Below are 23,090 nucleotides of genomic sequence, written 5' to 3' on the forward strand. Positions count from 1 at the left end.
TTTCTTTAAAAGAGTAATTTTAATCCGTAAATATGCTAATAATTTTAGTATATTATCAAATAATTCAAATAAATGACTCGATCAGAAGAAATTAATGTTTAAAAGCTGGTTTCGATTTTGATCGGATTACTAAGAATTTTATGAATCGGGCATTTATCTGCAATTTGCATCAGCCTGTCCTGCTCTTGAGCAGATAAAGTTCCGGTGAACGTTATTTTTTTGCTGATCCTAGTTTCTTTACTCATTTCGTCTTCATTGCATATCGCCAATTCTACTTTGATGCTTTCTAAATTCATCTTTTTGCGATCGGCATACATCCGGATCGTAATGGCGGTACAGCTGCCCAGACTTGCTAGTAATAAAGCACCCGGTGCCATCCCTTCATTTGTTCCTCCTACTTCCTCCGGCTCATCTGCATAGATGAAATGTCCATCGGAATATATTTTTGTTTTGTAATGTGAGTGGTCTAATTCTGTAATTGCAGTGATTTTGTTTGCTGACATATTGGGTGAATAAGGTATAAATATAGGATATATGTGTATTGCAACAACTCAATGTTTGAAACGTTTGTGATGCAGCCATAAATAGTGCAAAGTTTTTACAATATCATATCAATTACTTAAGATTAGCTAAACATTTCAAAGTTAGATTTGTTATATGTCACCTAACCACTATAAATATGCTAAGCAATTATCTCAACTTTCAGTTTGATGTTCAGGGCAAGTCTGTGAATGGTTTTTGCATGCAGATTCAAGACGATTTTCATGAAACTTATGCAGTAGTATTAGATGGATATCATTCCTTTTGCGTGTGGTTAGATGCTACCAGCACCTGGAGATCTTCCAGACATACCAGCGTTGAACCAAAAATCCTGGAGCAAATTATTAACCGATTAACCCTCAGTAAGCTAGGTTAAATTTCTATAAATATTTTTTATTTCCCTTTATTCTTAATACGAAGGCATCAAATGTGATAATGTCTTGTCGGAATATTGAGTCTTTTTGTCGTTTTTTAGTATTGTCGGTATTTATGGCGCAAGTGGCAGTAACTTATAATCCTGCCACGGCTTCTTTTATTTATAAACAACAATATTTTAAGCGCTGATATTATCCAAAGAACATATAGCATAAGCCGATCGCAGTACATACGCCTACTAAATCTGCCAGTAACATTGCACCGATTGCATATCGCGTATTGGTTACGCTAACCGAGCCAAAATAAACGGCGATCACGTAAAATGTAGTGTCTGAAGAACCTTGCAGAATGCTGGATAATCTACCAGCAAAGGAGTCTGGTCCATGAGCAGTCATGGTATCTATCATCATCCCTCTGGCACCACTTCCACTCAGCGGTCTGATGAGTGCGGTGGGAATACCATCAATAAAACGGGAATCCATGCCTAAAGCTGTGCACACATGTTTTAATCCGTTGATGACCATGTCAAATGTACCGCTGGTACGTAATAAACTGATGGCAACCAACATCCCCACTAAATAAGGAATAATTCGGATTGCGGTATCAAAACCACCTTTAGCACCTTCTACAAAAGCATCATAAACGTTGATGTTTTTATATAAACCACCCAATACGATCAATAAAAAGATCAATAATAACAATCCGTTGCTTAGAATTCCTGAAAACTCCTGCAATCCGGCAGTAGTTAAACTGGTGAGGTAAAGCACTAATAATCCGATAATGGAAGACAATCCCAATACCCAGGCCATGATCACCGGCTGAAAAATATTGATCTTTTGCTTAAACGAAACGATAAACATGGCGGCCATGGTGGCTACAAAAGTAGCAATCATGCAAGGGATAAATATATCTGTTGGATTTGCTGAATTTAAAGAAGCACGTACTGCGATAATGCTGACCGGGATTAAGGTTAGTCCGGAAGCATGTAAACAAAGAAACATGATCTGCGCATTGGAAGCTGTGTCTTTATTGGGATTCAGTTCCTGCAGACTTTCCATTGTTTTTAGTCCGAAAGGGGTAGCTGCATTGTCTAGCCCTAATAAGTTTGCGGAAAAGTTCATCACCATGTGGCCTGTTGCCGGGTGACCTTTAGGAACATCCGGGAAAAGCTTGGAGAAGAAAGGGCTAATGATTCTCGACAACAAACGGATGCCTCCGGCTTTTTCTGCAATGCTCATAAAGCCCATAAATAAAGCCATAATTCCGATCAGCTTTAAGCAGATATTGACTGCAGTCCAGCAGGTCTCGATGATGCCATCTACCTTCAATACGTTACCTGCATCACTGGCTTTTCCAATGATCATGAGGTTGAAAATTTCTGTTTCTCCAAGAAAGAAACACTTAAAACTGGCTACTGCAATCGCGATGATAATGAATGCAGACCAGATCCTACTTAGGGCCATTAAAACAAAATTAGTTGAAGCGTTAAATTTATAGTTTTGATTCTAATAATCGGGTGTTAAGCACTAATAATTATCGTTGGATAAGGATAAAAATGTGGATGATAGAAATCTGCCGCTCAAGTAAACAGAAACGGCCGCATCCTCAATGAAGGGATACGGCCGTTTTGATACTAAAATTAATTGATAATGATCAATCTTTAATGATCATTAGGGCTTATCATCTGTTAGCTCAAAGCCCCATGTTTTTCCTTTTTCTGTAGCAGGGATTCCTGAGGTCATCCATGCTGGTGCTTTAGCACCTTTCAGATAATAATCGAAAAACTGCTGTTCTCTGATCTGAATGTCTTTTCTATTCTGACGCTGCACCAGGTTGTGTGCTTCACCGTTGTAATTGAGCATCCATACCGGTTTTCCAAGGCGTCTCAAGCCACTAAACAGCTCAATTCCCTGGTACCATGGTACGGCACCATCCGCATCATTTGCCATGATCACTAAAGGCGTGTTTACCTTTGGTAAGAAAAATAAAGGAGAGTTCTCGATATACAAATCTGGTTTCTCCCAAAGAGTAGCACCGATTCTACTTTGTGTCTTCTCATATTGGAACTGTCTGTTCATGCCACTTTCCCAACGCATGCCGCCATAGGCAGAAGTCATGTTCGCAACTGGCGCACCAGCCCATGCTGCAGCATACATATTGGTACGTGTAATCAGGTGTGCTACCTGATAACCACCCCAGCTTTGTCCCTGGATACCAATTTTACTGCCATCTACCCAAGCGTTTTTCTTCAGGGCTTCTACACCGGAATTGATATATTCTTCTGCAGATTTTCCAGGATAACCAGTTTCATAAGAGATGTCTGGTGCAAATACCAGGTAGCCATTACTCACGAAAAAAGGAATGTTTAACCTCGATGGCGTAGGAGCGGGCGGCTGATAAGCATAAAGTCCATCAGAAAGTTTCTCATAGAAATATACGATCATCGGATACTTTTTGGTCGGATCGAAGTTTTCCGGTTTATATAAAATACCTTCTGATTTAAAGCCTTTAGGGGTATCCCATTTTACCAATTCAGCGGTTCCCCAATTGTAGTTTTGCTGTTGAGGATTGGTGTTACTCAATTTTATCTCTGTTTTCAAGTCTTTTGAAACATAGACATTCGGAGAAAGGACATAGTTTCCTTTGTCGTAGATATACATTTCTGCATCCTTAGCTTTTGCTAAATCAGAGTACTTGTATTTGTCCATCACGATCAGTTCCGGGTTTTTCTGATCGCCAACATTCGTTTTATAGAAACCATTTTCTTTGGTCGTATTGTTGAAAGCATCCATTAAAATGTGCTGCTTTTTTCCAAGGAAACGGCTTTCCGGATCTAGCTTCTGGTAACGGAAAGTCAGCTTATTCTGTCTGCCAAAACCATTAGTTAAGTTTTTTGCAGGGGTTTTTCCTTCAGGAGAGAACTCCCAGATGTCATATCTGTCGTAGATTAAAACGGTCTTGTCATCTTCTGTCCACGCGGCTACACCATACGCAGAAGGGCTGTCAGGAACATCATTTTCTTCATCAACCAGTTTAACGGCCAAACCATTATTTAATGGCGTTACCTTTCCGGTAGCCACCTGGTAAGTAGAATAATTGCCTGTTTTCTTATCAAAGAAAAGCACATATTTCCCTCCTGGAGAAGCCATAGCAGAGCCTGAAAGTCCTTCCATAATCTTCTTCCTGGCGCCAGTTTTTACGTCTACCAGGTAGTAATCTTTGATGGTACTTGCAGTCCATTGCTGCTGCACTCTATTGCCAAAATCTGTAGAGGCCAATGCGAAAGGCGCATTTCCTTCATCCATGACTACTGCGTCGGGTAACTTCACATCTGCTAGCGGAACAATTTTCGGGTCGCTGTTGAAGATTTCAATGGCAGAGAGGTAAGTTCTTTTGGCTTCTTTGTCTGCATTTTTCAGCTGCATTGGCTGCAGGTAATCGTCTTTATACCCCCAGATGTCTAGTTTTGCATTTTCAAAATCTACCAAAGTCGTATCTTTTGGTGTTTTCACAGGAGCAATGCCGAAGAATAATTTCGTGCCATCCTTGCTAAAATTAACGCGTGAATCACCGCTTACTGCCCATTTTTTAGGCATACCAGGAATGGCATTGTCTACCAGAATCTGCGCAGTATCTAAAGAAAGCGAGTTGTAGTATACATTGAATTCTTTCAGCTCCGTTTTCTCCGGACTTTGTTCTCCTACAAAAGCTAAATACGCCCCATCCTCATCAAAAGCAAAGTTTTTGAAAGTACCTTTTCCTTTGACCAATGTTTTCAGCGTTCCTTTTTCTGTATTCAAAACAAACACACCTACTGCTGCGGTTTTGTCTTTTTTGGCGCCAGTACAGGCAAAGATAAATTGTTTTCCGTTTTTGCTGAAGGCATACTCGCTCACATACTTAAACGTACGTTCTACACCCGTATTCAGGTTTTTAAAGATCAGGTCTGTGCCTTCGGTTTTTCCGGAAGCTGCTGCATCGTCTTCAGCAAAAAAATCTTCATTGTCTTTCTTCTTGTCGGTAGCAGCAGGCGAAGGTGTTTTCTTGGCGGTATCGATCGGTTTTTCGAGTTGATAAGCTAAAAATCCAGCCGCTTTCTCTGGCATTTTATAGGACTTTACACGTGCGACTTTTGATATCGCCATGCTGGTTAAGTTGACGATTCCCAAACTGTCTTTAGGCTGGTCATCTGCTTTTTTCTTTTTAATTTTTGCCTGACGAATGTCCTTTTGAAATGGTTTGATGGCAAATACTGCATATTTTGAATCTGCACTGAACTGTGCATTTGTACCACGATTGACTTTTAATTTGGCCAGGTTGACCAGGTTATTGAGGTATAGATTGGCATCACCTTCTTGCTGGTTGATCCCATACATGGCCCAGGTGCCATTGTTACTGAGTTGTTTCGATCCCACAGATTCCCAGGTATCATAAACACTATGATCTAATGGCTTTTTCTGCGCATACGCTGCACTGGCCATTAACAAGAACATTAGTGTGAGTTTTTTATGCATCATAAAGACTGTTTTTACTTGTTTATTTCTTCAGCTTTAAATTTCTGCTTTTTTCGTCCTATATCCGCAATGTGCACCAAATTATTACAAAAAAAACCGCCTTAAATGCAAAAAGCACCCGAAAGGTGCTTTTTGAACGTCTTAAAATAAGACTATTTTTTCTTTGCCTGTGCTGCCGCTTGTTGTTGCGAACGCATATAGTCGTCTAATCTCGTTTGGAATTTAGATTTCTTTTTATTCTCTACAGGTTTTGTTTTGTTCTCTTGTAAAGTACGGTGAATCTTCTCATCATCAACCATAGATTTAATCATGAACTGCTGTGCAAATGTCAGCATATTCGCCAGGAAGTAGTAATAGTTTAATCCTGATGGATAGCTATTCAATACCCCTAAGAAAATGATTGGCATGATGTAACCAATATACTTCATCTGACCTGTTGCACCAGAAATCTGGTTATTGAAATAAGTGTAGATCAAGGTCGAAATCGTCATCAATACACACATTAAACTCAAGTGATCTCCGATAAATGGAATAGTGAAACCAAATTTGATGAAATCATCATAAGTGGAAAGATCTTTCATCCATAAGAAGCTTTCTCCTCTTAACTCAAACAAGTTCGGGAAGAAGAAGAAGAAGGCCATTACAAAAGGCAATTGCAGTAACATTGGTAAACAGCCCCCCAATGGGTTTACGCCTACCTGCTTATACAATTTCAGGTATTCCTGTTGTAAAAGTGTTGGGTTATCTTCGCCTACTTTGGCTTTAATCACATCCATTTCTGGTTTAAGAATTCTCATCTTAGCCATAGAGATGTATGATTTATACGTCAGCGGAGACATAGCAACTTTAAGAAGGATCGTCAGGATCAAAATGATCAGGCCATAGTTCCATCCAAAACCTTCCAAGAATTTAAATACCGGCAATACCACAAATCTGTTGATGTATTTCAATGGCCAGTAACCCATATCTACTAATTTCTCAATTTCGTGCCCTTGTGCTTTTAGCGTAGAGAACTTATTGGTACCGAAGTAGAAATCCATCGCATAGTTTTGTGAAGCTGACTGGCTGAAACGTAATTTCATGTCTGCATCATAGCGTTTGATTTCACCTGGTTTGGTAGAATCTGTGATGGCAAGTTTACCGCTTTCAAAACCGTCTTTAGAGATCAGGACTGCAGAGAAAAACTGTTGTTTGAAGGAGAACCATTCGATTTTTCCTTTTTTCAATTCTTCAGTCTGGTCTTTAGCAACGCTCAAATGATCTGGGCTTGCATTTGTGTATTTGTAGAAAGGAGCAGAGTGTTCTTTTTCTTTCTTCGCAGATTTCTCCTGCTCTAATAACGTTGCAGACCAGTTTAAAGAGATAGAATCCGTTTGGATCACCTGGTTTAAACCATTCAGATTAATGTTAAAAGCAACATTGTTCGACTTAGGTTTTAAATCGTAAGTATATTCAATGTATTGATCACCTTGATAAGTGGCACGCATGCTCACTTTATTGTCTGTTACTGTTGGTGTAAAATAAAGATCATCAGTATTTAATACTTTACCGTTGATGTTCATTTTTAGACCAAACTTATTCTGGTCGCCGTCAAATAAAATAACTGGTTTTCCATTGTAAGTTTTTTGATCTTTCACCTGTACAGATAAGATCTTACCACCTTTATTGGTTAACGTTAATTTTAAGTTCTCATTCTCTAGAACAGTAGTCTGAGGAGTACCTGCGATGCTGCCACCAAATGGTCCTGATAATGCTGCTGAATCCACAGCTGGTGTTGCCGCTGCAATTGCAGGAGCAGTGGTTTTTGAGGCTGCATTAGCTTTTTTCAAAGAATCTGCGGCAATTCTTTCCTTTTCTTTGGTGATTTCAGTCTGACTGGGACCAAAAAAGTAAAAAGAACCGGCCAAAACGATCATGATCAGGAACAGGCCTGTAAACGTATTTCTATCCATTATTGTTATTTAAACTCGTATTATTTGATTTTCTTCTTCGCAAATTCCATCGCGGCGGCGACAAATTTAACAAAAAGTGGGTGAGGATTAGCAACTGTTGATTTTAATTCTGGATGAAATTGTCCACCAACGAAGAAAGGATGGTTTTTAAGCTCCACAATTTCTACTAAATGACTGTCAGGATTTAAGCCTGAAGCAATCATTCCTGCTGCTTCATACTGCTCCAGGTAGGCGTTATTGAACTCATAACGATGTCTGTGACGCTCAGTGATGTGTACTTTTCCATAAGCTGCATAAGCTTTTGTTCCCTTTTTAAGGTCACATGGATAAGAACCTAAACGCATCGTACCTCCTTTATTGGTGATCGTTTTTTGGTCTTCCATCATGTTAATTACTGGATTTTCTGTGTTTTCGTCGATTTCAACAGTATTTGCATTGGTTAATCCCAATACATTTCTACCGAATTCAATCACTGCACACTGCATCCCTAAACAGATCCCGAAGAAAGGAACGTCATTTTCACGAACATATTTAATCGCATCGATTTTTCCTTCAATACCACGGCTTCCAAAACCAGGAGCAACCAATACACCGTCTAAGTGTGCTAATTTTTCTTTGGCATTGTCTGCATAGACACCTTCAGAATGGATATATTCTACTTTTACTTTACACTCATTTTTAGCACCTGCATGTACAAAAGATTCAATAATCGATTTGTAAGCATCAGGAAGCTCTACATATTTACCAATCAGACCGATTTTAACTTCTGAAGTCGGGTTTTTCAAACGACCAAGGAAATCTTTCCAGCTTTCCATATCCGGTTCATTTTTCTGCGCCAGCTTCAATTTGCTCAATACCGTTTTGTCCAATTGCTCTTTCATCATCAGCAATGGCACATCATAAATTGTTGAAGCATCAATAGATTCCACAACTGCATTGATGTTTACATTACAGAACAACGCGATTTTCTTACGAATATCCATATTGATATGGTGTTCCGTACGACAAACCAAAATGTCTGGCTGGATACCATATTCCAATAACGCTTTTACCGAGTGTTGTGTTGGTTTTGTTTTCAATTCTCCTGCAGCAGCAAGGAAAGGAATCAAAGTCAGGTGAATTACAATAGCATTGTTCGCACCTTCTTCCCATTTAAATTGACGTACTGCTTCAATGAAAGGTAAAGATTCAATATCACCAACAGTACCGCCAAGTTCTGTGATCACGATGTCGTACTTACCAGTATCACCCAAGATGCGCATGTTGCGTTTGATCTCATCAGTGATGTGTGGAACTACCTGAACCGTTTTTCCAAGATACTCGCCTTGTCTTTCTTTGTTGATTACATTTTGATAAATCCTTCCAGTCGTGATGTTGTTCGCCTGTGAGGTTGGAATGTTTAAGAAACGCTCATAATGACCAAGGTCAAGATCTGTTTCCGCACCATCTTCTGTTACAAAGCATTCGCCATGCTCATAAGGATTTAACGTTCCCGGATCAATGTTGATATACGGATCAAATTTTTGAATGGCTACACTGTAACCTCTTGCTTGTAATAATTTGGCTAATGAAGCGGAGATGATGCCCTTACCTAATGAGGAAGTAACACCGCCCGTAACAAAAATATACTTAGTCATGTTTGTGATTTTCTGAAAATAAAGGCAGCTTTAAGGGCTACTTTTATTGTTTTTGTACGGGATACAAAGTTAGCAAATAAAACGGAAGCTAAAGGGCTAAATGTGGAAATATTGTTGATCTTGTAAATTCGAGACCTAAGCGCTTATGGCTGATAATGTTAAAGCGTGAAACCGTAGAACCGCTTTTTTACCAGTTCCGGTTTTTGTTTTAGCAGCTCATCGTGTCTGGAATATATTTCGATTAATTTGTTGAATTCTTTCTCTGTTACTATCTTTTTACCTCTTCCAGGAGGCGTAATGGCTAAAGATTGTTCAGCATAAGGCGTTACTTTTGTGGCAAACCAGGTGCTGAAATAGCGGGGGATGGCTAGTCCGAGGATCATTCCAGGTAAGCCGCTAAAACCTTCCGGGCCACCTTTCAATAGAATGTCATCTGTGTAAAAAGCAACCACATAAACGGAGTCATTCATCACTCCAATGGCTTTTCTGCAATCATAACCGGCAATATTGCGCATTTCGTGCATAATTTTCCATTCCATTTTAGGAATAGTATCGGTTAAGAGGTAATCCTCTCCAAGAATCCTCTTTTTAATCACGCGCTTGTCCTGGTGATAGTTTGTATAAAGTTCATTTTCTGAATTATCATTAAATCCAAAAAGAGAAAACTCGGGCTCATCCTCCTGTTTTTTTACCGGCTGAAAGAGCGATTTTGAATTGTCGAATGATAGTTCCCACAAGCTGGTTTTATATTTTTTAATCCGTTCAGAAATTGCCGAATTCTCCATCAGACGTTGCAAATTCACCTTTTTTTCAAATATAATGCTGCCATTTGGCACAAAAAGTTGCTGTGCCTTTACCGGCGTAAAAGAAATGGATAAAAGTAACAGACAAGCCAATTGTTTCATGATCGTTTATGGATTAGCCCCGGCTTTAGTAAAGTTACCACTTAAATTCCAGTTTATGCCAATCAATACATAACGTGGAATATAGCTGAATGTGTTTTCAGAGATCAGGTTTCCACCCACAAACCGATTGTAGCCAATTTTTTGATTGAGGATGTCTGTGGCAGTCAGTTTCAGCTCAAAGGCTTCACTTTTTCCTAATTTCGTAGCCAGATAGCTGTTCAGGATGACTACGTTCAGGTCTGTTTCAAAAGAAGAATTGGCCGGACGTAAGGAGATGGAAAGTGTACTGTTGAATTCTGAACGGTAAGGCAATTGTACGGTTCCCGAGAATTCATGATTATGAGTGATGCTCTTTCCATCGTTGAAGCCTCCGATGGAGGAGGTGCCATACATGATAGAAGCGGAAGGAGAATAAGATAGGTCTACTTTGGAAGTGTAATAATTGAAAGAACCTTTCGCATTGTATTGAGTATTAATAGTGGTATTGCGTACACCATTGATTTTCGCGACATTTCCTGAGCGGTAAAAACTCAGGTCCAAGCCCATACGGAAATGAAGTTTTGAAAAGCCTTTTGAATAATACATATTTCCACTCCAGGAATTGTTGCCGTTTAAATTGATAAAGCTGGTCACGCGTTTTGCAAATTCATCTACGATTTCTGAATTTACAATGGCATTATTGGTAAATCCATAATTTAAAGAACCAGAAATAAACTGGTCACTGTTCATCATGAAGCTACTGTAGGAAACGGAAAAATTATTGGTAAATGAGGGCCTTAAACCTGAATTTCCAATCACCTGAAACAAAGGGTTGTTAATTTGTGTCACAGGCTGGATCTGTTCAATACTGGGCTGCTGCGTGAAACCATTATAGTTTAGCGCCATACTTGTATTGTTGCTGATCCTATAATAGATATTGGTTCGAGGAGAGAGGTTCAGGTAGCTTCTTTTGAAATTACTGGCTTTGTCTAAATCTTTCAGTTCAAAGTTGGTTTGGGTAGCTTCCAGGCCACTGGAGACAGATAGATCCTTCACCTTATATTGAAAAATTAATTTCCCGATATTGGAGAAATTAATGAATTTAAAGTTGTTACTCAGGGAGTCAATTTTTTTACGTTCACCAGTTACAGCATTAAAAACTAAGCGGTCACTGCTGGAAGCAATGGTTTTAAAGGTATATCCGGCTTCCATAGACCAGCGTTTTGTCAATAATTCCGCATAACTGATCCGGGTTCCAATAGAATTTTGTTTGCCGGAATTGTCTTTGATCAGGTTGATGTCTTCACTGTTTTTCCAATTGCCCAGGGCATCGTAATACTCGGTATGGTTGAAGCTGGTTTCCAGTCCTGAACTGTTTTGACTTTCCGGTTGAATATCTATTGACAATACCCTGCCTTTTTTCTTGAATTTTGTGGACCAGTTGATGTTCCCGTTGAAAAGGTCGGTCGCCCCATTTCCAATGTTGGATTGTGAATTCTGACTGATCGGTAATCCCTGATCATTGTTACTGCCATTAAAACTTTTGGATTCATTATAGCTTCTGTTCTTTTTTAGGCCAAATGATACCTTTAGGATAGATAAAGAATCGGTATGATAGGTATAAGTCCCGCGGATATTTTCACCGGTTACATTAGAATGGTCATCTGTAGTACCTGTACTCACGAGTTTTTGCCCAGAGGGCAGCAATTCCTGAGAGTTGGAGGTTTTATGGTTGGTATTCTGGTTATTGAATACTTTGAAATTCATCTTTAAACCCATCTTATTCTTGTAGAATTTATCGGAATAATGGGCGCCAAGGTTGATGTTGCTTGGCAGACCTCCGGTAGAAGAATAGTAATCATCATCGTCATCTCCACCAGAAGAATACATAATGGAACTACCATCGTCTCCGATCTCAATCTGATCATAATCTTCTCCTTTGAGCTTACGCATGGAATTGTTGATCTTAGAGTCATTGTCGAGGGTCGAATAGGTGCCAAAAATGGCCATTTTCAATTTGCTCTTAAATGCGCCTATCATCCCTCCATAATCCTGAAAAGCATCACTCCCGACATTGGCATCCAAAGTAGTCAGATAGCCGTTCTTAGCGTTGTCTTTCAGCTTGATGTTGATCGTCTTCTGCTTAATCCCGTCGTCAATTCCGGTAAGTTCTGCCGTCTTGCTTTTCCGTTCATAGACCTGAACTTCATCTACGGCATTCGCTTTTAGGTATTTGGTAGCCAGTAGGGGGTCGTCGCCAAAAAATTCGTCGCCATCTACAAGTACGGTTTTGACTTCTTTTCCCTGCGATTTTATCGCACCATTTTTATCTACTTCAATTCCCGGCAGCCTTTTGAGTAATTCCTGGACATTAGCATTGTTTCTTACTGCGAAACTATCAGCCTGAAAAACTAAGGTATCTCCACGCATTCTGATGGCTTTTTTAGTGGCCGCAATCACGACTTCATTTAGTAATTTGGATTTTAACTCCATATTTACCTGGCCGAGGTTCAAAATACTATCTGGGCCAATGCTGATGTTACGGAGGTAATCCGCCATTTTTGGGTAGCTGATCAGCAGCAGATAATTGCCAGCTTTAATATTTCCCCATTCGAAACGACCATTTATATCCGTACGTGCTGTTTTTACCAATATAGAATCCGTAGCCCTGATCAACAGGACTGCACTATTCTCAAGTACCTTTTTTTCTAAAGTATCAGCAACTAAACCTTTAATCACAGATTTTTGTGCAAAAGCGGTAAATGAAAATAAAGTGAAAAGTATATAAGTGAAAAGTTTTTTCAGCATAATTTACCAGCGATCTCCTCATGGTGATTTCCTAAATCTAACAACATTTTTTTTGTCTCTATTAAATTTTAATCATATTCTTTTAAGTATTTTGAATCTCTAAGCTTTAAGAATTAATTTTTTAAAAGATGAGCTGCTGCTAAACGCATCAGTGTTTGATATTTAGAAGCAGACTTTCTACTGCTCATTTCCCTCTTTACGGTATTATTGTTGCGGACTGGTTCCTGGTGTCTTTCCTGTTGCAGATTTGATAGGGGGATAGCGGCTGCCTGAAATTTTAGGCATAAAAAAGGCCCGAATAAAATCCGGGCACTTTTGTTAAAGTATATTTGGTTAGAATATGCGGTTTTAGGTTGTTATTTCTTTATTAGGTATGCTTTGATTATTTAAATATAATGCAAAATATAATTTAATCACAATATAATTTTCAACTTTTTTCATAAAGCGAATGAAAATATTTGATATTCTTGCTTTGTGACCTTTTTAAGGAGGATATGAGCGCTGGTTTAATTTTACTTGCAGCAGCTATAATAGGGTAAAACCTGTTTTTTCTGCGCCGACCAGGCGATATAAACTTCCGTTTCATTGGATAAACGGTACTTAAATCCATTCAGTCCGCTGCGTTTTAATTCATTATAGAAATCTTTATCCGGGGTATTTGCGTCTGCATGCTCATTTTCTGTCACTGCAGGTTCCAGAAAATTCTCCTCATCGAGAAATAATTTCAGCTCCTGCTGCATAAATTCCAGCTGTTTCGCCTGCTTTTTAAGGTCGAGCGTAGAAGCATAATTTTTTAACAGCTCAGTTGCCTTAAAATCCTTTTGGTAAATCTTTGCACCATCATGAGCTGTGATGCTGAAATTCATGATCATATCAGCAGGTTTCTGCCCTTTTAAGACCACTTTGAAGGTATCCAGCAATAAGGTGTCGCTGAATGCTTTTAAGACCGTATGGCCCTTCAGGTTCTTCTTTAAATCGTCCTCAGAAACTTTTGTCTTATTGCCTTTACAGGCAGCGAAGACGGCAAGAATTAACAATAAATAGGTAAAATGTTTCTTCATAAGGGGAAATTAATGGTTAAGCACCCAATATCTTTTTCAGGTCATCAGGAGTGTCAATGGCAATCGTTTCAATGTCGGTTACCCTGGTTTGAATCGCATAGCCATTTTCTATCCAGCGCAGCTGTTCCAAACTTTCTGCAATTTCCAGGGAAGAAGGAGGGAGTGCGGTAATCTCCTGTAATACAGTAGCTGTGTAGCCGTAAATGCCAATATGTTTATAAAACAAATGTGCCTGCAACCAGTTTTCTTTTTCTGCATTTCGCAGGTAAGGAATGGTCTGGCGACTAAAATACACCGCTTCTTTGCGGGCATTCAACACCACCTTTGGCAAATTATGGTTAAATAATTCTGTTTCTGTATGGATTTCCTTGATGAGGGTAGCCAGCTGTACGTTCGGGTTTGCAAAGCAGGAAACCAATAAGTCTATCTGTGCCGGATCTATAAAAGGTTCATCACCCTGTATGTTGATGAGTACCTCAAAACCAGGTAATTGCCTGGCTACTTCCGCACATCTGTCTGTGCCGCTTTGGTGCTGAGTGCCGGTCATGATGTACTCGCCACCAAAACTTTTCAGTTCTTCGGCGATGCGTTCATCATCCGTGGCCACGACTACTTTGTCGAGCCCCTTCGCTTTAATCGCCTGCTCATATACCCTGCGGATCATGCTTTTCCCCTGAATGTCCACTAAGGGCTTTCCGGGGAAACGCGTAGAAGCAAAGCGGGCTGGAATTACTCCAAGTACCTTCATCTTAAAATAAACCGTTTATTTCTGCATCAATAGACCGGATAATACTGCCCAGATCTTCTGGATTATTCGTGAAATCAAGCTTGTTTTTATCAAGAATCAGCAATTTCCCCATATTGTAATCCTTAATCCAGGTTTCATATTTTTCATTTAGCTTCGATAAATAGTCAATACGAATACTGGCTTCATACTCACGGCCACGACGCTGGATGTTATTTACCAGCGTTGGGACAGATGCACGCAGGTAAACCAATAAGTCTGGCGGTTTAATAAATGAGGTAATGTTCTCAAATATCGCCCGGTAATTGTGGTGATCTCTGGTGGTCATTAAGCCCATCTCATGAAGGTTTTCCGCAAAAATATGTGCATCCTCATAAATGGTTCTATCTTGAATCACATTGCGTTTGTTGTTCTCAATATCCACAATCTGCTGGAAACGATTGTTTAAAAAGTAAATCTGTAAGTTAAAGCTCCATCTTTTCATGTCGCTGTAAAAATCTTCCAGATAAGGGTTATCGTCTACCTCTTCATATAAAGCTTCCCAGCCATAATGTTTGGCAAGTAATCCTGTTAAGGTGGTTTTACCGGCACCAATATTTCCAACTATAGCTATATGCATATTTTAATAATTTATCTAGCTTTTGTAGCTATATGATCTAATTTTATCGACTAAAAGGATTTGAATCCGATCAGTTCTCTCGCTTCTTTAATGGTTTTTTGTGCACTTTCTCTGGCTTTTAAAGCACCATGTTTCGCTACCTGACGTAAATAAGAAGTGTCTTTAGAAAGTTCTTCAATTTTTTCACGAATCGGCGTATTGAATACGATCATGTCTTCTGCCAGCTGCTTTTTGAAATCACCGTAACGAATCTCACATTTGTTATATAAACCATCGAAATGCGCCATCGTATCTGCCGGGGAAACAATTTTCATCAGGTCAAATAAGTTTTGGATCGCTTCAGGTTTTGGCTGATTGTCTTCCGTCGGTCCACCATCTGTTACTGCACGGGAAACCTTTTTACGGATCACCTCCGGGCTGTCAGAAAGGTAAATACAACTTCCGTCGCCAGATGATTTACTCATTTTTCCTTTTCCATCTAATCCTGGAACTTTTACCAAGTTCTCCGAATAGTTGAAAGCAAAAGGTTCAGGGAAAAGGTCTGTTTTGTACATTCTGTTGAAGCGATTTCCGAAAGTACGGGTCATTTCCAGGTGTTGTTCCTGATCCTTTCCTACCGGAACTTTAGTCGCTTTGTGGATCAGAATATCTGCAGCCATCAAGGTTGGGTAGGTCAATAAACCTGCGTTCACATTGTCAGATTGTGATCTGATTTTATCTTTAAAAGAAGCACTGCGCTCCAATTCGCCCATATAGGCATTCATATTCAAGTATAAATACAACTCTGCAACTTCAGGAACGTCAGACTGGATATAGATGGTGGTTTCTTCCGGATCAATTCCGCAAGCAAGATATTCTACTAATACATGTTTTACATAACCATGAAGATCGTCAGGAGTTGGATGTGTGGTTAAAGAATGAAGGTCGGCAATGAAAAAGTAGCAATTGTAATCATATTGCATCTTCACAAAGTTTTTAACCGCACCAAAATAATTTCCCAGGTGTAATTTTCCTGTAGGACGTATCCCGCTAACTACCGTTTCTTTCATGCAACGAAATTAAGAAAAAACAGGTATTGGGGAGGCGTATAATTTCATTTTTATCTTTTATAAACCGGATGACCGATGAATTTACATTGCAATGAGCATATTAGCGGTCTGCTCTTTAAAAAAATAGTAGTTTTGAATCCATGATCCGCCTCTTAAAACATAGCCATCGCCTCTATTCCATATTTGTTATTTTGTCGCTTTCGGTGGTGTTTTATCCGTTTTACTTCGCTGCGGCACAGTCTCCGAAGGGTTATCTGATACTGAACAAGCTGAGAAAAGTCAATAGTTTCCTCAGCAGCTGGCTCACCGGGATCTTTTTTCGCTTTACTTTTGAACAGCCTTTAGACAAAAATCAGACTTACATTTATTGCGCCAACCATACTTCCAACCTGGACATCATGATTTTTTGTATCCTCGCTCAGGGGAAATTTCATTTTATGGGGAAGGATGCCTTGTTGAAAAACCCAGTATTGAAAATCTTTTTTAAGACGATTGATATTCCGGTCAACCGCGACAGTAAGATTTCTGCTTTCAGAGCTTTTAAAAAGGCGGGCGAGCGACTAGAAGCGGGTTGGAGCCTGATTATCTTTCCGGAAGGTGGGATTGACGGATTACATTATCCACCAGTTCTGCAGTCTTTTAAAAACGGGCCGTTCCGTTTGGCTATAGAAAAGAAACTAGCCATTGTGCCGGTAAGTTTATCCGATGTATGGAAAAAAATGTGGGATGATGGATCAAAATATGGTAGTACGCCCGGAATTTGTGATATTTACATCCACCAGCCGGTGACCACCCATGATTTAACCCCAACAGATGCCGATCAGTTGAAAGAACGCATCTTTAATTTAATAAATAGTAAACTGCTTAACGCATGACCATAGATAAAGAAACGATATATAAAGTGGCCGACCTGGCCAGAATCGCCATAGAAGAGAAAGAAGTGGATAGCCTGATGGGGGATATGAATAAGATCCTTACCTTTATGGAGCAGCTCAATGAGTTGGATACCAAAGGTGTAGCGCCATTGGTGTACATGAATGAAGAAGAAAATGTTTGGCGGGAAGATGTGGTGAAACAAGAGATTGCTGTGGCCGATGGATTGAAAAATGCAGCGAAACACAATGAAAACTTCTTTATGGTGCCTAAAATCCTAGAAAAATAAAGCCGGATGTAACATTCCGAGGTACTTTGCCGTCTAAAACAAAAACCCGAATAATTTAGCTACCAATGGAAAAAGCGTTAATCAACATCAAAGATATAGGCCGTAAATACGTGATCGGATCAGAAGTGATCCATGCTTTAAAATCAGTTTCATTGGACATCCAAAAAGGTGAATTTGTAGCATTAATGGGGCCTTCTGGTTCCGGAAAATCTACGCTGATGAATATTTTAGGCTGCCTGGATACCCCAAGTAAAGGGACTTATGTATTGAATGGGATTAACGTCAGCCAGATGACCGAAAATGAACTTGCAGAAGTTCGGAACAAGGAAATCGGTTTTGTATTCCAGACTTTTAACCTGTTGCCGCGCTCTACTTCCCTGGATAATGTGGCTTTGCCATTGATTTATTCAGGTGCAAATAAGAAGGAACGCGATGCAAGAGCACATAAAGCATTGGAAAATGTAGGCCTGGGAAACCGGGTAACGCATAAACCAAATGAGCTTTCAGGTGGTCAGCGACAAAGGGTGGCTGTTGCAAGAGCTTTGATCAATAATCCTTCGATTATCCTTGCCGATGAGCCTACAGGTAACTTAGATACCAAAACATCAGTTGAAATTATGGGCCTGCTGGAAGAGATTCACAGTAAGGGAAATACCATTATACTCGTTACCCATGAGGAAGATATCGCGCAGCATGCCCACCGTATTGTGAGGATGCGTGATGGTTTAATTGAAAATGACTACCTCAATACCGATATCAAAACAGTTTCTCCACGCCTCGTGAAATTAGAGGAAAGTGGTGACGACTTCGAAAAAATTGGTTAATTTTCCAATATGAAGATATATACCAAAACCGGCGATAAGGGTTTGACCTCCTTAATTGGTGGAACCCGCGTGCCTAAGTTCCATTTACGCATCGAATGCTATGGAACGGTAGATGAGCTGAACTCTTATATCGGACTCATCATGTGCCAGGATATTGACCCTCATCACCAAAAAGTGCTGAAGGAAATCCAGGATAGGTTGTTCACCGTAGGTGCGGCACTCGCTGCTGATCCCGAAAAATCGAGGATGAAAATCCCGGATCTCCACGATACCGACATTACTTTACTGGAAGAGGAGATGGACAATATGCACAAAGTATTGCCAGAATTGAAACATTTTATACTGCCCGGCGGAACAACTGTAGTTTCCTATTGCCACTTAGCGCGTTGTGTATGCAGACGTGCTGAACGTTTAACTGTACATTTGGCTTCAGAAAGCTTTGTTGACGAAAAAATGACGATATATTTGAACCGTTTAAGCGATTATTTATTTGTTTTGGCACGAAAACTGAATTTAGATGCAAAAGCAACGGAAAACATCTGGATTCCAAGGCTCTAAAAGTGGTTGAAAAAAAGTTTGTTTTGCTCATGTTTTTTATTATACTTTTGCGAAACGAATAGAATAACTTAATTAGGATAGGAAATATGTATTGGACACTAGAACTCGCATCGCATTTGGAAGACGCTCCATGGCCTGCAACAAAAGATGAATTAATTGATTACGGGATAAGATCAGGCGCACCAGTAGAGGTGATTGAAAATTTACAAGCTTTGGAAGATGATGGGGAACCATACGAAACCATCGAAGAAATTTGGCCAGATTATCCTACTAAAGATGACTTCTTCTTCAACGAAGACGAATACTAGTCTTTAACTTTTTTTACTGTAAAGGTCCTGTAAACTCGGGGCCTTTTTTTGTGCCAGCATCTTTTTGGAATGATGATTGTTTATGTAATGTCATGGATGATGAATCATCCACATTAGTTTCATCTAAAAAACACACATCTTAAAATTAAACGTTATGGGAAATTTACTTTATTTAGTAGCAGTAGTATTAGTGATATTATGGGTAATCGGGTTCTTTTTTCAAGGATTTGGTCCGAATGTAGGCGGTTTGATCCACGTTCTTTTAGTGATTGCCGTGATCGCTATCATTTTGAAAATTATTAACAGAGCCGCTTAATCCTTTTTATTTCTTTTAATATAATTTAGAGGCCTCTGAGATGATCAGAGGCCTTTCTTTATGAAAATAGACGCGATCTCCAGGTCTTCCGGATAGGTGATCTTGATGTTTTCACGACTGCCTTCAATCACATGAATAGGGTAGCCTGAATACTCTACGACAGAAGCATCATCTGTAAATTCATTTCTGAAAGGCTGCTGATATGCTTTCCTTAAGAGCTCTACTGCAAAGGTTTGCGGGGTTTGGATCATCAGCAGGTTTTCCCTGTTCAATGCTTCCGTTTTTCCTTCGATATTGATGCTGCGCACAGAGTCTGTAGATTTTACAGCCGCTACTGCATTGCCATTCGCTTCTGCAGCATGAAAAGAACGTAAAATAAGATCGGCAGAGACTAAAGGCCGTACTGCATCATGGATGGCTACGATTCCTTTGCCTTTAATGGCCTTTAGACCGTTTTTAACGGAATGAAAACGCTGATCCCCACCTTTGATGACCGAATGCTTAACGCTGAAGCTGTGGCGCCTGCAGAGTTCTTCCCAGTACTGGTGCTGGTGGATGTTTAAAACAAGTAATAATTCGGGCTGCAATTCAGAGTTCGCAAAAGCCTCCAGGGTGTGCATCAGGATCGGTTTGCCATTCAGCAGCAAAAACTGCTTCGCGATATCGCTCTGCATTCTCGATCCGGAACCTCCTGCGACTATAATTGCGTAATATTTCATGTGTTTGGAAAATTTGCTGCTAAACAAAAATAGGAGATCCAAACCGTAATGGTTTAAAATCTCCTATTTAATCACTGTATTTTTTATTAGATGATCAACATCGCATCTCCATAACTGTAGAAACGATATTTTTCTTTTAAAGCTACTTCATAAGCATTTCTTACGTAATCGTAACCACCAAAGGCACTTACCATCATCAATAGTGTAGATTCAGGCGTGTGGAAATTGGTAATCATTGAATTTGCAATGCTGAAATCATAAGGAGGGAAGATGAATTTACTCGTCCAGTCATTTGCTGGTTTTAACATTCTTCCTGAAGAAACAGCAGATTCAATGGCACGCATAGAAGTAGTTCCTACTGCACAAATTCTTCTTTTTTCTTCAATCGCCTTGTTCACGATGTCTGCATCTTTCTGCTCAATGATGAATTGCTCAGAATCCATTTTGTGTTTCGTTAAGTCTTCCACTTCTACCGATCTGAAAGTACCTAAGCCTACGTGTAAAGTTACTTCCGCAAAGTTGATGCCTTTCAATTCCAGGCGTTTCATCAACTCTCTGCTGAAGTGTAATCCAGCTGTAGGAGCTGCAACCGCACCTTCATGCTTAGCGAAGATCGTTTGGTAACGCTCTTTATCCTGAGCAGTAGCTTTACGCTTGATATATTTTGGAAGTGGAGTTTCTCCTAGAATTTCAATGTTTTTTCTGAACTCTTCGTCAGTTCCGTCAAATAAGAAACGGATGGTACGTCCGCGAGAAGTGGTATTGTCAACTACTTCAGCAACTAATAAGTCGTCATCACCGAAATATAACTTGTTTCCAACACGAATTTTACGTGCAGGATCTACTAAAACGTCCCATAAACGCAACTCTTTGTTCAGTTCGCGTAGTAAAAACACTTCAATTGTTGCACCCGTTTTTTCTTTATTGCCATATAAACGCGCAGGAAAAACTTTAGTGTTATTTAAAATCATGACATCCTGATCGTCAAAATAACTTAAAACATCCTTGAATATTTTATGTTCAATTTTGCCACTATCTTTATGCAAAACCATTAAACGGGCTTCGTCCCTATGCTCTGAAGGATTATTGGCAACTAATGATTCAGGTAGATTAAACTTAAATTGAGATAACTTCATATTTTTTCGATGTGATAATTAAGGGCGCAAATTTACGAAATATAATTTTCTTTTCCACAAATAATCCGCACTGTATGTCCTTGAATTGTTAAATCTACAACCAAAAGGAATGTTTTTAAGGAAAGCTATGTATTTTTTATATTATATAGGATTTCCATGTAACCTTTTTGGGTACTTTTGGTCTAAACCCTAATTATGATTATTCTCAGACTAATAGGCGAAAGTTTTCGGTTTGCACTAGATGCGCTACGCCAAAATAAAACGCGTACCATGCTTTCCTTATTGGGGATTACCATCGGTATCTTCACCATTATCTTCGTCTTCTCCGCAGTAGATACCCTTAGAGGTAAGCTACAAGCCAGTATCGATAAATTAGGATCCAGTACGGTATTCGTACAAAAATGGCCTTGGGGTGGATTCGGTGATTATCCATGGTGGAAATATGTGAACAGACCAGAACCCTCATTGAGAGATTATGAAGGACTTAGAGATCGTCTGGAGTATGTAGAAGGAGTTTCCTATGAGATTTCTGCCAATGCCAGAACGATAAAATATAGAAGTAACTCCGTAGAAGGGGGGTCCATCAGGGCCGCATCGCAGGATTTTAATAAAACATGGAACCTCGATTTTCAAGAGGGAAGGTACTTTACCGAAAATGAAGGTAAATCTGGCGCGCCAGTCGTCATTATTGGTGCCGATATTGCCGATGGACTTTTCAATGGAGACCAGGCCGTAGGGAAAGCGATTTCTGTCATGGGAAGAAGGCTAACCGTAGTTGGCGTATTTAAGAAAGAAGGAGAAGATATGATGGGGATGTCGCAGGACAAAAATGTACTGATGCCCCTCAATTTTGCCAAAGGGATTATGGATGTCGAAAGTGACAGGTATGATCCAACAATTACCGTAAGAGGGAAATCTTATGTGGCACTGGACGAAGTGGAAAGTGAGATCAGAGGTGCCTTAAGAGCAATCCGTAGAACGAAACCAGGTGCGGAAGATGATTTTGCACTGAACAAAAGTACCATAGCATCAAATCAGCTAGATCAGATGTTTGGTGTGGTCGATATCGCAGGCTGGGTAATCGGTGGATTCTCCATCTTAGTAGGAGGTTTCGGTATCGCCAATATTATGTTTGTATCCGTGAAAGAAAGAACCAATATTATCGGCATTCAGAAGTCGCTGGGCGCAAAGAATTATTTTATTCTGCTCCAATTCCTGTTTGAAGCGATTGCATTGTGCTTGCTGGGAGGAGCTTTTGGACTGTTGCTGGTTTACTTGCTGACGGTTGGATTGACTGCAGGAGGTTTTGAAATGACCTTGTTTATGAAGAATATCGTGTTAGGATTTACGATTTCGGTGGTGATTGGGGTGATTTCTGGATTTTGGCCGGCGTATTCGGCGTCGAGGTTGGACCCAGTTGAAGCAATTCGCTCCTAAATAGGACTTGTGCGCGCTGCAGTTCAGGAGGACACTCCTCAAAGGCTGAAACCTTTTCCGCTGAAGGGCGGAAAACTTTCTAGGCCTTCTCCGAGGTCACTCGAGAACTGCAGCCATGTTACTTCGGGATATTTACTCGCTGTACTAAATAGCATGATGCAGATGAGGTTAATTTCTTTTTTGCCAAAAATGGACATCTAGCTTTGAAGACATTCGAAGGTTTGCCCTTCAGCAAAGATTCGGGGATGAAAAGCGGATGGGTATTTTCTGGCTTACTTAATTATTATTCCATAATACAGCATCTTTAAACTTTTTATAAAGCATAAAAAAAGCCGGTTTCTACGCAGAAACCGGCTTTTTTATTCAAATTGCCCCGTCCTAAAATAGGTTGACATCAAACTCAACTTATTATGAAAAATGAGGAAAAGAAAACCGTCAGACGTAGT

21 protein-coding genes are annotated in these 23,090 nt (G+C 39.8%); 8 read left to right on the plus strand and 13 right to left on the minus strand.

All coding sequences use genetic code 11. The annotated features are described in order from the left end of the window. Positions 1-98 precede the first annotated feature (98 nt). The gene (locus tag K7X70_RS07705; protein ID WP_222536490.1) at positions 99-503 is read right to left on the minus strand and encodes an OsmC family protein; all 405 of its coding nucleotides are present in this window, start codon (positions 501-503) and stop codon (positions 99-101) included. A gap of 176 nt (positions 504-679) precedes the next feature. Between K7X70_RS07705 and K7X70_RS07710 the strand changes: the two genes are divergently transcribed. After that, a complete protein-coding gene (locus tag K7X70_RS07710; protein ID WP_222536491.1) occupies positions 680-916 on the plus strand; it encodes a hypothetical protein in 237 nt (78 codons plus the stop codon). Positions 917-1,106: 190 nt separating this feature from the next. Here K7X70_RS07710 and K7X70_RS07715 read toward each other — a convergent pair whose 3' ends face one another. The 10 genes from K7X70_RS07715 to trpS all read right to left on the minus strand — a co-directional run bounded on the left by K7X70_RS07715 (position 1,107) and on the right by trpS (position 16,184). Then, positions 1,107-2,378 carry a nucleoside recognition domain-containing protein gene (locus K7X70_RS07715; RefSeq protein WP_222536492.1) on the minus strand — a complete coding sequence of 424 codons (1,272 nt, stop codon included), beginning with the start codon at positions 2,376-2,378 and terminating at the stop codon, positions 1,107-1,109. Between the two features lie 207 nt (positions 2,379-2,585). Continuing rightward, complete coding sequence (locus K7X70_RS07720) at positions 2,586-5,432, minus strand: S9 family peptidase (RefSeq protein WP_255606973.1); 2,847 nt, start codon at positions 5,430-5,432, stop codon at positions 2,586-2,588. A 149-nt stretch (positions 5,433-5,581) separates the two neighbouring features. Beyond that, positions 5,582-7,381 (minus strand): membrane protein insertase YidC, encoded by a 1,800-nt coding sequence (gene yidC, locus K7X70_RS07725; protein WP_222536493.1) that lies wholly within the window; start codon positions 7,379-7,381, stop codon positions 5,582-5,584. A 20-nt stretch (positions 7,382-7,401) separates the two neighbouring features. After that, entirely contained in the window at positions 7,402-9,018 is a 1,617-nt protein-coding gene (gene pyrG, locus K7X70_RS07730) for a CTP synthase (RefSeq protein ID WP_062547609.1), read from the minus strand. A gap of 158 nt (positions 9,019-9,176) precedes the next feature. Continuing rightward, positions 9,177-9,923 carry a GLPGLI family protein gene (locus K7X70_RS07735; protein ID WP_222536494.1) on the minus strand — a complete coding sequence of 249 codons (747 nt, stop codon included), beginning with the start codon at positions 9,921-9,923 and terminating at the stop codon, positions 9,177-9,179. A 6-nt stretch (positions 9,924-9,929) separates the two neighbouring features. After that, positions 9,930-12,710, minus strand: coding sequence for an outer membrane beta-barrel protein (locus K7X70_RS07740; protein WP_222536495.1), 2,781 nt, complete (start codon positions 12,708-12,710; stop codon positions 9,930-9,932). A 512-nt stretch (positions 12,711-13,222) separates the two neighbouring features. Continuing rightward, positions 13,223-13,771, minus strand: coding sequence for a hypothetical protein (locus K7X70_RS07745; protein WP_222536496.1), 549 nt, complete (start codon positions 13,769-13,771; stop codon positions 13,223-13,225). Between the two features lie 16 nt (positions 13,772-13,787). Further along, positions 13,788-14,519: a 3-deoxy-manno-octulosonate cytidylyltransferase gene (gene kdsB, locus K7X70_RS07750; protein ID WP_222536497.1), complete on the minus strand. Its 732-nt coding sequence runs from the start codon at positions 14,517-14,519 to the stop codon at positions 13,788-13,790. A 1-nt stretch (position 14,520) separates the two neighbouring features. After that, complete coding sequence (locus tag K7X70_RS07755) at positions 14,521-15,135, minus strand: deoxynucleoside kinase (protein ID WP_062547615.1); 615 nt, start codon at positions 15,133-15,135, stop codon at positions 14,521-14,523. Between the two features lie 50 nt (positions 15,136-15,185). After that, the gene (gene trpS, locus K7X70_RS07760; protein WP_222536498.1) at positions 15,186-16,184 is read right to left on the minus strand and encodes a tryptophan--tRNA ligase; all 999 of its coding nucleotides are present in this window, start codon (positions 16,182-16,184) and stop codon (positions 15,186-15,188) included. A 140-nt stretch (positions 16,185-16,324) separates the two neighbouring features. Here trpS and K7X70_RS07765 point away from each other — a divergent pair, with 140 nt between their 5' ends. The 6 genes from K7X70_RS07765 to K7X70_RS07790 all read left to right on the plus strand — a co-directional run bounded on the left by K7X70_RS07765 (position 16,325) and on the right by K7X70_RS07790 (position 19,352). Further along, positions 16,325-17,059, plus strand: coding sequence for a lysophospholipid acyltransferase family protein (locus tag K7X70_RS07765; RefSeq protein WP_222536499.1), 735 nt, complete (start codon positions 16,325-16,327; stop codon positions 17,057-17,059). Further along, a complete protein-coding gene (gene gatC / locus K7X70_RS07770) occupies positions 17,056-17,346 on the plus strand; it encodes an Asp-tRNA(Asn)/Glu-tRNA(Gln) amidotransferase subunit GatC (protein WP_222536500.1) in 291 nt (96 codons plus the stop codon). The genes K7X70_RS07765 and gatC overlap by 4 nt, the downstream gene beginning before the upstream one ends. Positions 17,347-17,411: 65 nt before the next feature. After that, positions 17,412-18,170: an ABC transporter ATP-binding protein gene (locus K7X70_RS07775; RefSeq protein WP_062547619.1), complete on the plus strand. Its 759-nt coding sequence runs from the start codon at positions 17,412-17,414 to the stop codon at positions 18,168-18,170. A 9-nt stretch (positions 18,171-18,179) separates the two neighbouring features. Then, positions 18,180-18,728 carry a cob(I)yrinic acid a,c-diamide adenosyltransferase gene (locus tag K7X70_RS07780; RefSeq protein WP_222536501.1) on the plus strand — a complete coding sequence of 183 codons (549 nt, stop codon included), beginning with the start codon at positions 18,180-18,182 and terminating at the stop codon, positions 18,726-18,728. 86 nt (positions 18,729-18,814) lie between these two features. After that, a complete protein-coding gene (locus K7X70_RS07785; protein ID WP_008240955.1) occupies positions 18,815-19,036 on the plus strand; it encodes a DUF2795 domain-containing protein in 222 nt (73 codons plus the stop codon). A 154-nt stretch (positions 19,037-19,190) separates the two neighbouring features. Beyond that, positions 19,191-19,352, plus strand: a complete 162-nt coding sequence (locus tag K7X70_RS07790) for a lmo0937 family membrane protein (RefSeq protein ID WP_222536502.1) — start codon at positions 19,191-19,193, stop codon at positions 19,350-19,352. Between the two features lie 44 nt (positions 19,353-19,396). Here K7X70_RS07790 and K7X70_RS07795 read toward each other — a convergent pair whose 3' ends face one another. Both K7X70_RS07795 and queA read right to left on the minus strand, forming a co-directional pair. Continuing rightward, positions 19,397-20,071, minus strand: coding sequence for a 2-C-methyl-D-erythritol 4-phosphate cytidylyltransferase (locus K7X70_RS07795; protein ID WP_222536503.1), 675 nt, complete (start codon positions 20,069-20,071; stop codon positions 19,397-19,399). Between the two features lie 86 nt (positions 20,072-20,157). Beyond that, complete coding sequence (gene queA / locus K7X70_RS07800) at positions 20,158-21,207, minus strand: tRNA preQ1(34) S-adenosylmethionine ribosyltransferase-isomerase QueA (protein WP_062547622.1); 1,050 nt, start codon at positions 21,205-21,207, stop codon at positions 20,158-20,160. Between the two features lie 195 nt (positions 21,208-21,402). Between queA and K7X70_RS07805 the strand changes: the two genes are divergently transcribed. Further along, complete coding sequence (locus K7X70_RS07805; protein ID WP_082461449.1) at positions 21,403-22,644, plus strand: ABC transporter permease; 1,242 nt, start codon at positions 21,403-21,405, stop codon at positions 22,642-22,644. Positions 22,645-23,090 lie beyond the last annotated feature (446 nt).

Source organism: Pedobacter polysacchareus (assembly GCF_019802255.1).
GTDB classification, from domain to species: domain Bacteria; phylum Bacteroidota; class Bacteroidia; order Sphingobacteriales; family Sphingobacteriaceae; genus Pedobacter; species Pedobacter polysacchareus.

Excerpts from the sequence above, each read along its gene's own strand:
- K7X70_RS07775 (WP_062547619.1), top strand. The coding sequence starts at position 17,412 with ATGGAAAAAGCGTTAATCAACATCAAAGATATAGGCCGTAAATACGTG.
- trpS (WP_222536498.1), bottom strand. The coding sequence starts at position 16,184 with ATGAAAGAAACGGTAGTTAGCGGGATACGTCCTACAGGAAAATTACAC.
- K7X70_RS07740 (WP_222536495.1), bottom strand. The coding sequence starts at position 12,710 with ATGCTGAAAAAACTTTTCACTTATATACTTTTCACTTTATTTTCATTT.
- K7X70_RS07745 (WP_222536496.1), bottom strand. The coding sequence starts at position 13,771 with ATGAAGAAACATTTTACCTATTTATTGTTAATTCTTGCCGTCTTCGCT.
- gatC (WP_222536500.1), top strand. The coding sequence starts at position 17,056 with ATGACCATAGATAAAGAAACGATATATAAAGTGGCCGACCTGGCCAGA.
- K7X70_RS07735 (WP_222536494.1), bottom strand. The coding sequence starts at position 9,923 with ATGAAACAATTGGCTTGTCTGTTACTTTTATCCATTTCTTTTACGCCG.
- queA (WP_062547622.1), bottom strand. The coding sequence starts at position 21,207 with ATGAAGTTATCTCAATTTAAGTTTAATCTACCTGAATCATTAGTTGCC.
- yidC (WP_222536493.1), bottom strand. The coding sequence starts at position 7,381 with ATGGATAGAAATACGTTTACAGGCCTGTTCCTGATCATGATCGTTTTG.
- K7X70_RS07720 (WP_255606973.1), bottom strand. The coding sequence starts at position 5,432 with ATGATGCATAAAAAACTCACACTAATGTTCTTGTTAATGGCCAGTGCA.
- K7X70_RS07780 (WP_222536501.1), top strand. The coding sequence starts at position 18,180 with ATGAAGATATATACCAAAACCGGCGATAAGGGTTTGACCTCCTTAATT.
- kdsB (WP_222536497.1), bottom strand. The coding sequence starts at position 14,519 with ATGAAGGTACTTGGAGTAATTCCAGCCCGCTTTGCTTCTACGCGTTTC.
- K7X70_RS07785 (WP_008240955.1), top strand. The coding sequence starts at position 18,815 with ATGTATTGGACACTAGAACTCGCATCGCATTTGGAAGACGCTCCATGG.
- K7X70_RS07790 (WP_222536502.1), top strand. The coding sequence starts at position 19,191 with ATGGGAAATTTACTTTATTTAGTAGCAGTAGTATTAGTGATATTATGG.
- K7X70_RS07765 (WP_222536499.1), top strand. The coding sequence starts at position 16,325 with ATGATCCGCCTCTTAAAACATAGCCATCGCCTCTATTCCATATTTGTT.
- K7X70_RS07710 (WP_222536491.1), top strand. The coding sequence starts at position 680 with ATGCTAAGCAATTATCTCAACTTTCAGTTTGATGTTCAGGGCAAGTCT.
- pyrG (WP_062547609.1), bottom strand. The coding sequence starts at position 9,018 with ATGACTAAGTATATTTTTGTTACGGGCGGTGTTACTTCCTCATTAGGT.
- K7X70_RS07705 (WP_222536490.1), bottom strand. The coding sequence starts at position 503 with ATGTCAGCAAACAAAATCACTGCAATTACAGAATTAGACCACTCACAT.
- K7X70_RS07795 (WP_222536503.1), bottom strand. The coding sequence starts at position 20,071 with ATGAAATATTACGCAATTATAGTCGCAGGAGGTTCCGGATCGAGAATG.
- K7X70_RS07715 (WP_222536492.1), bottom strand. The coding sequence starts at position 2,378 with ATGGCCCTAAGTAGGATCTGGTCTGCATTCATTATCATCGCGATTGCA.
- K7X70_RS07805 (WP_082461449.1), top strand. The coding sequence starts at position 21,403 with ATGATTATTCTCAGACTAATAGGCGAAAGTTTTCGGTTTGCACTAGAT.
- K7X70_RS07755 (WP_062547615.1), bottom strand. The coding sequence starts at position 15,135 with ATGCATATAGCTATAGTTGGAAATATTGGTGCCGGTAAAACCACCTTA.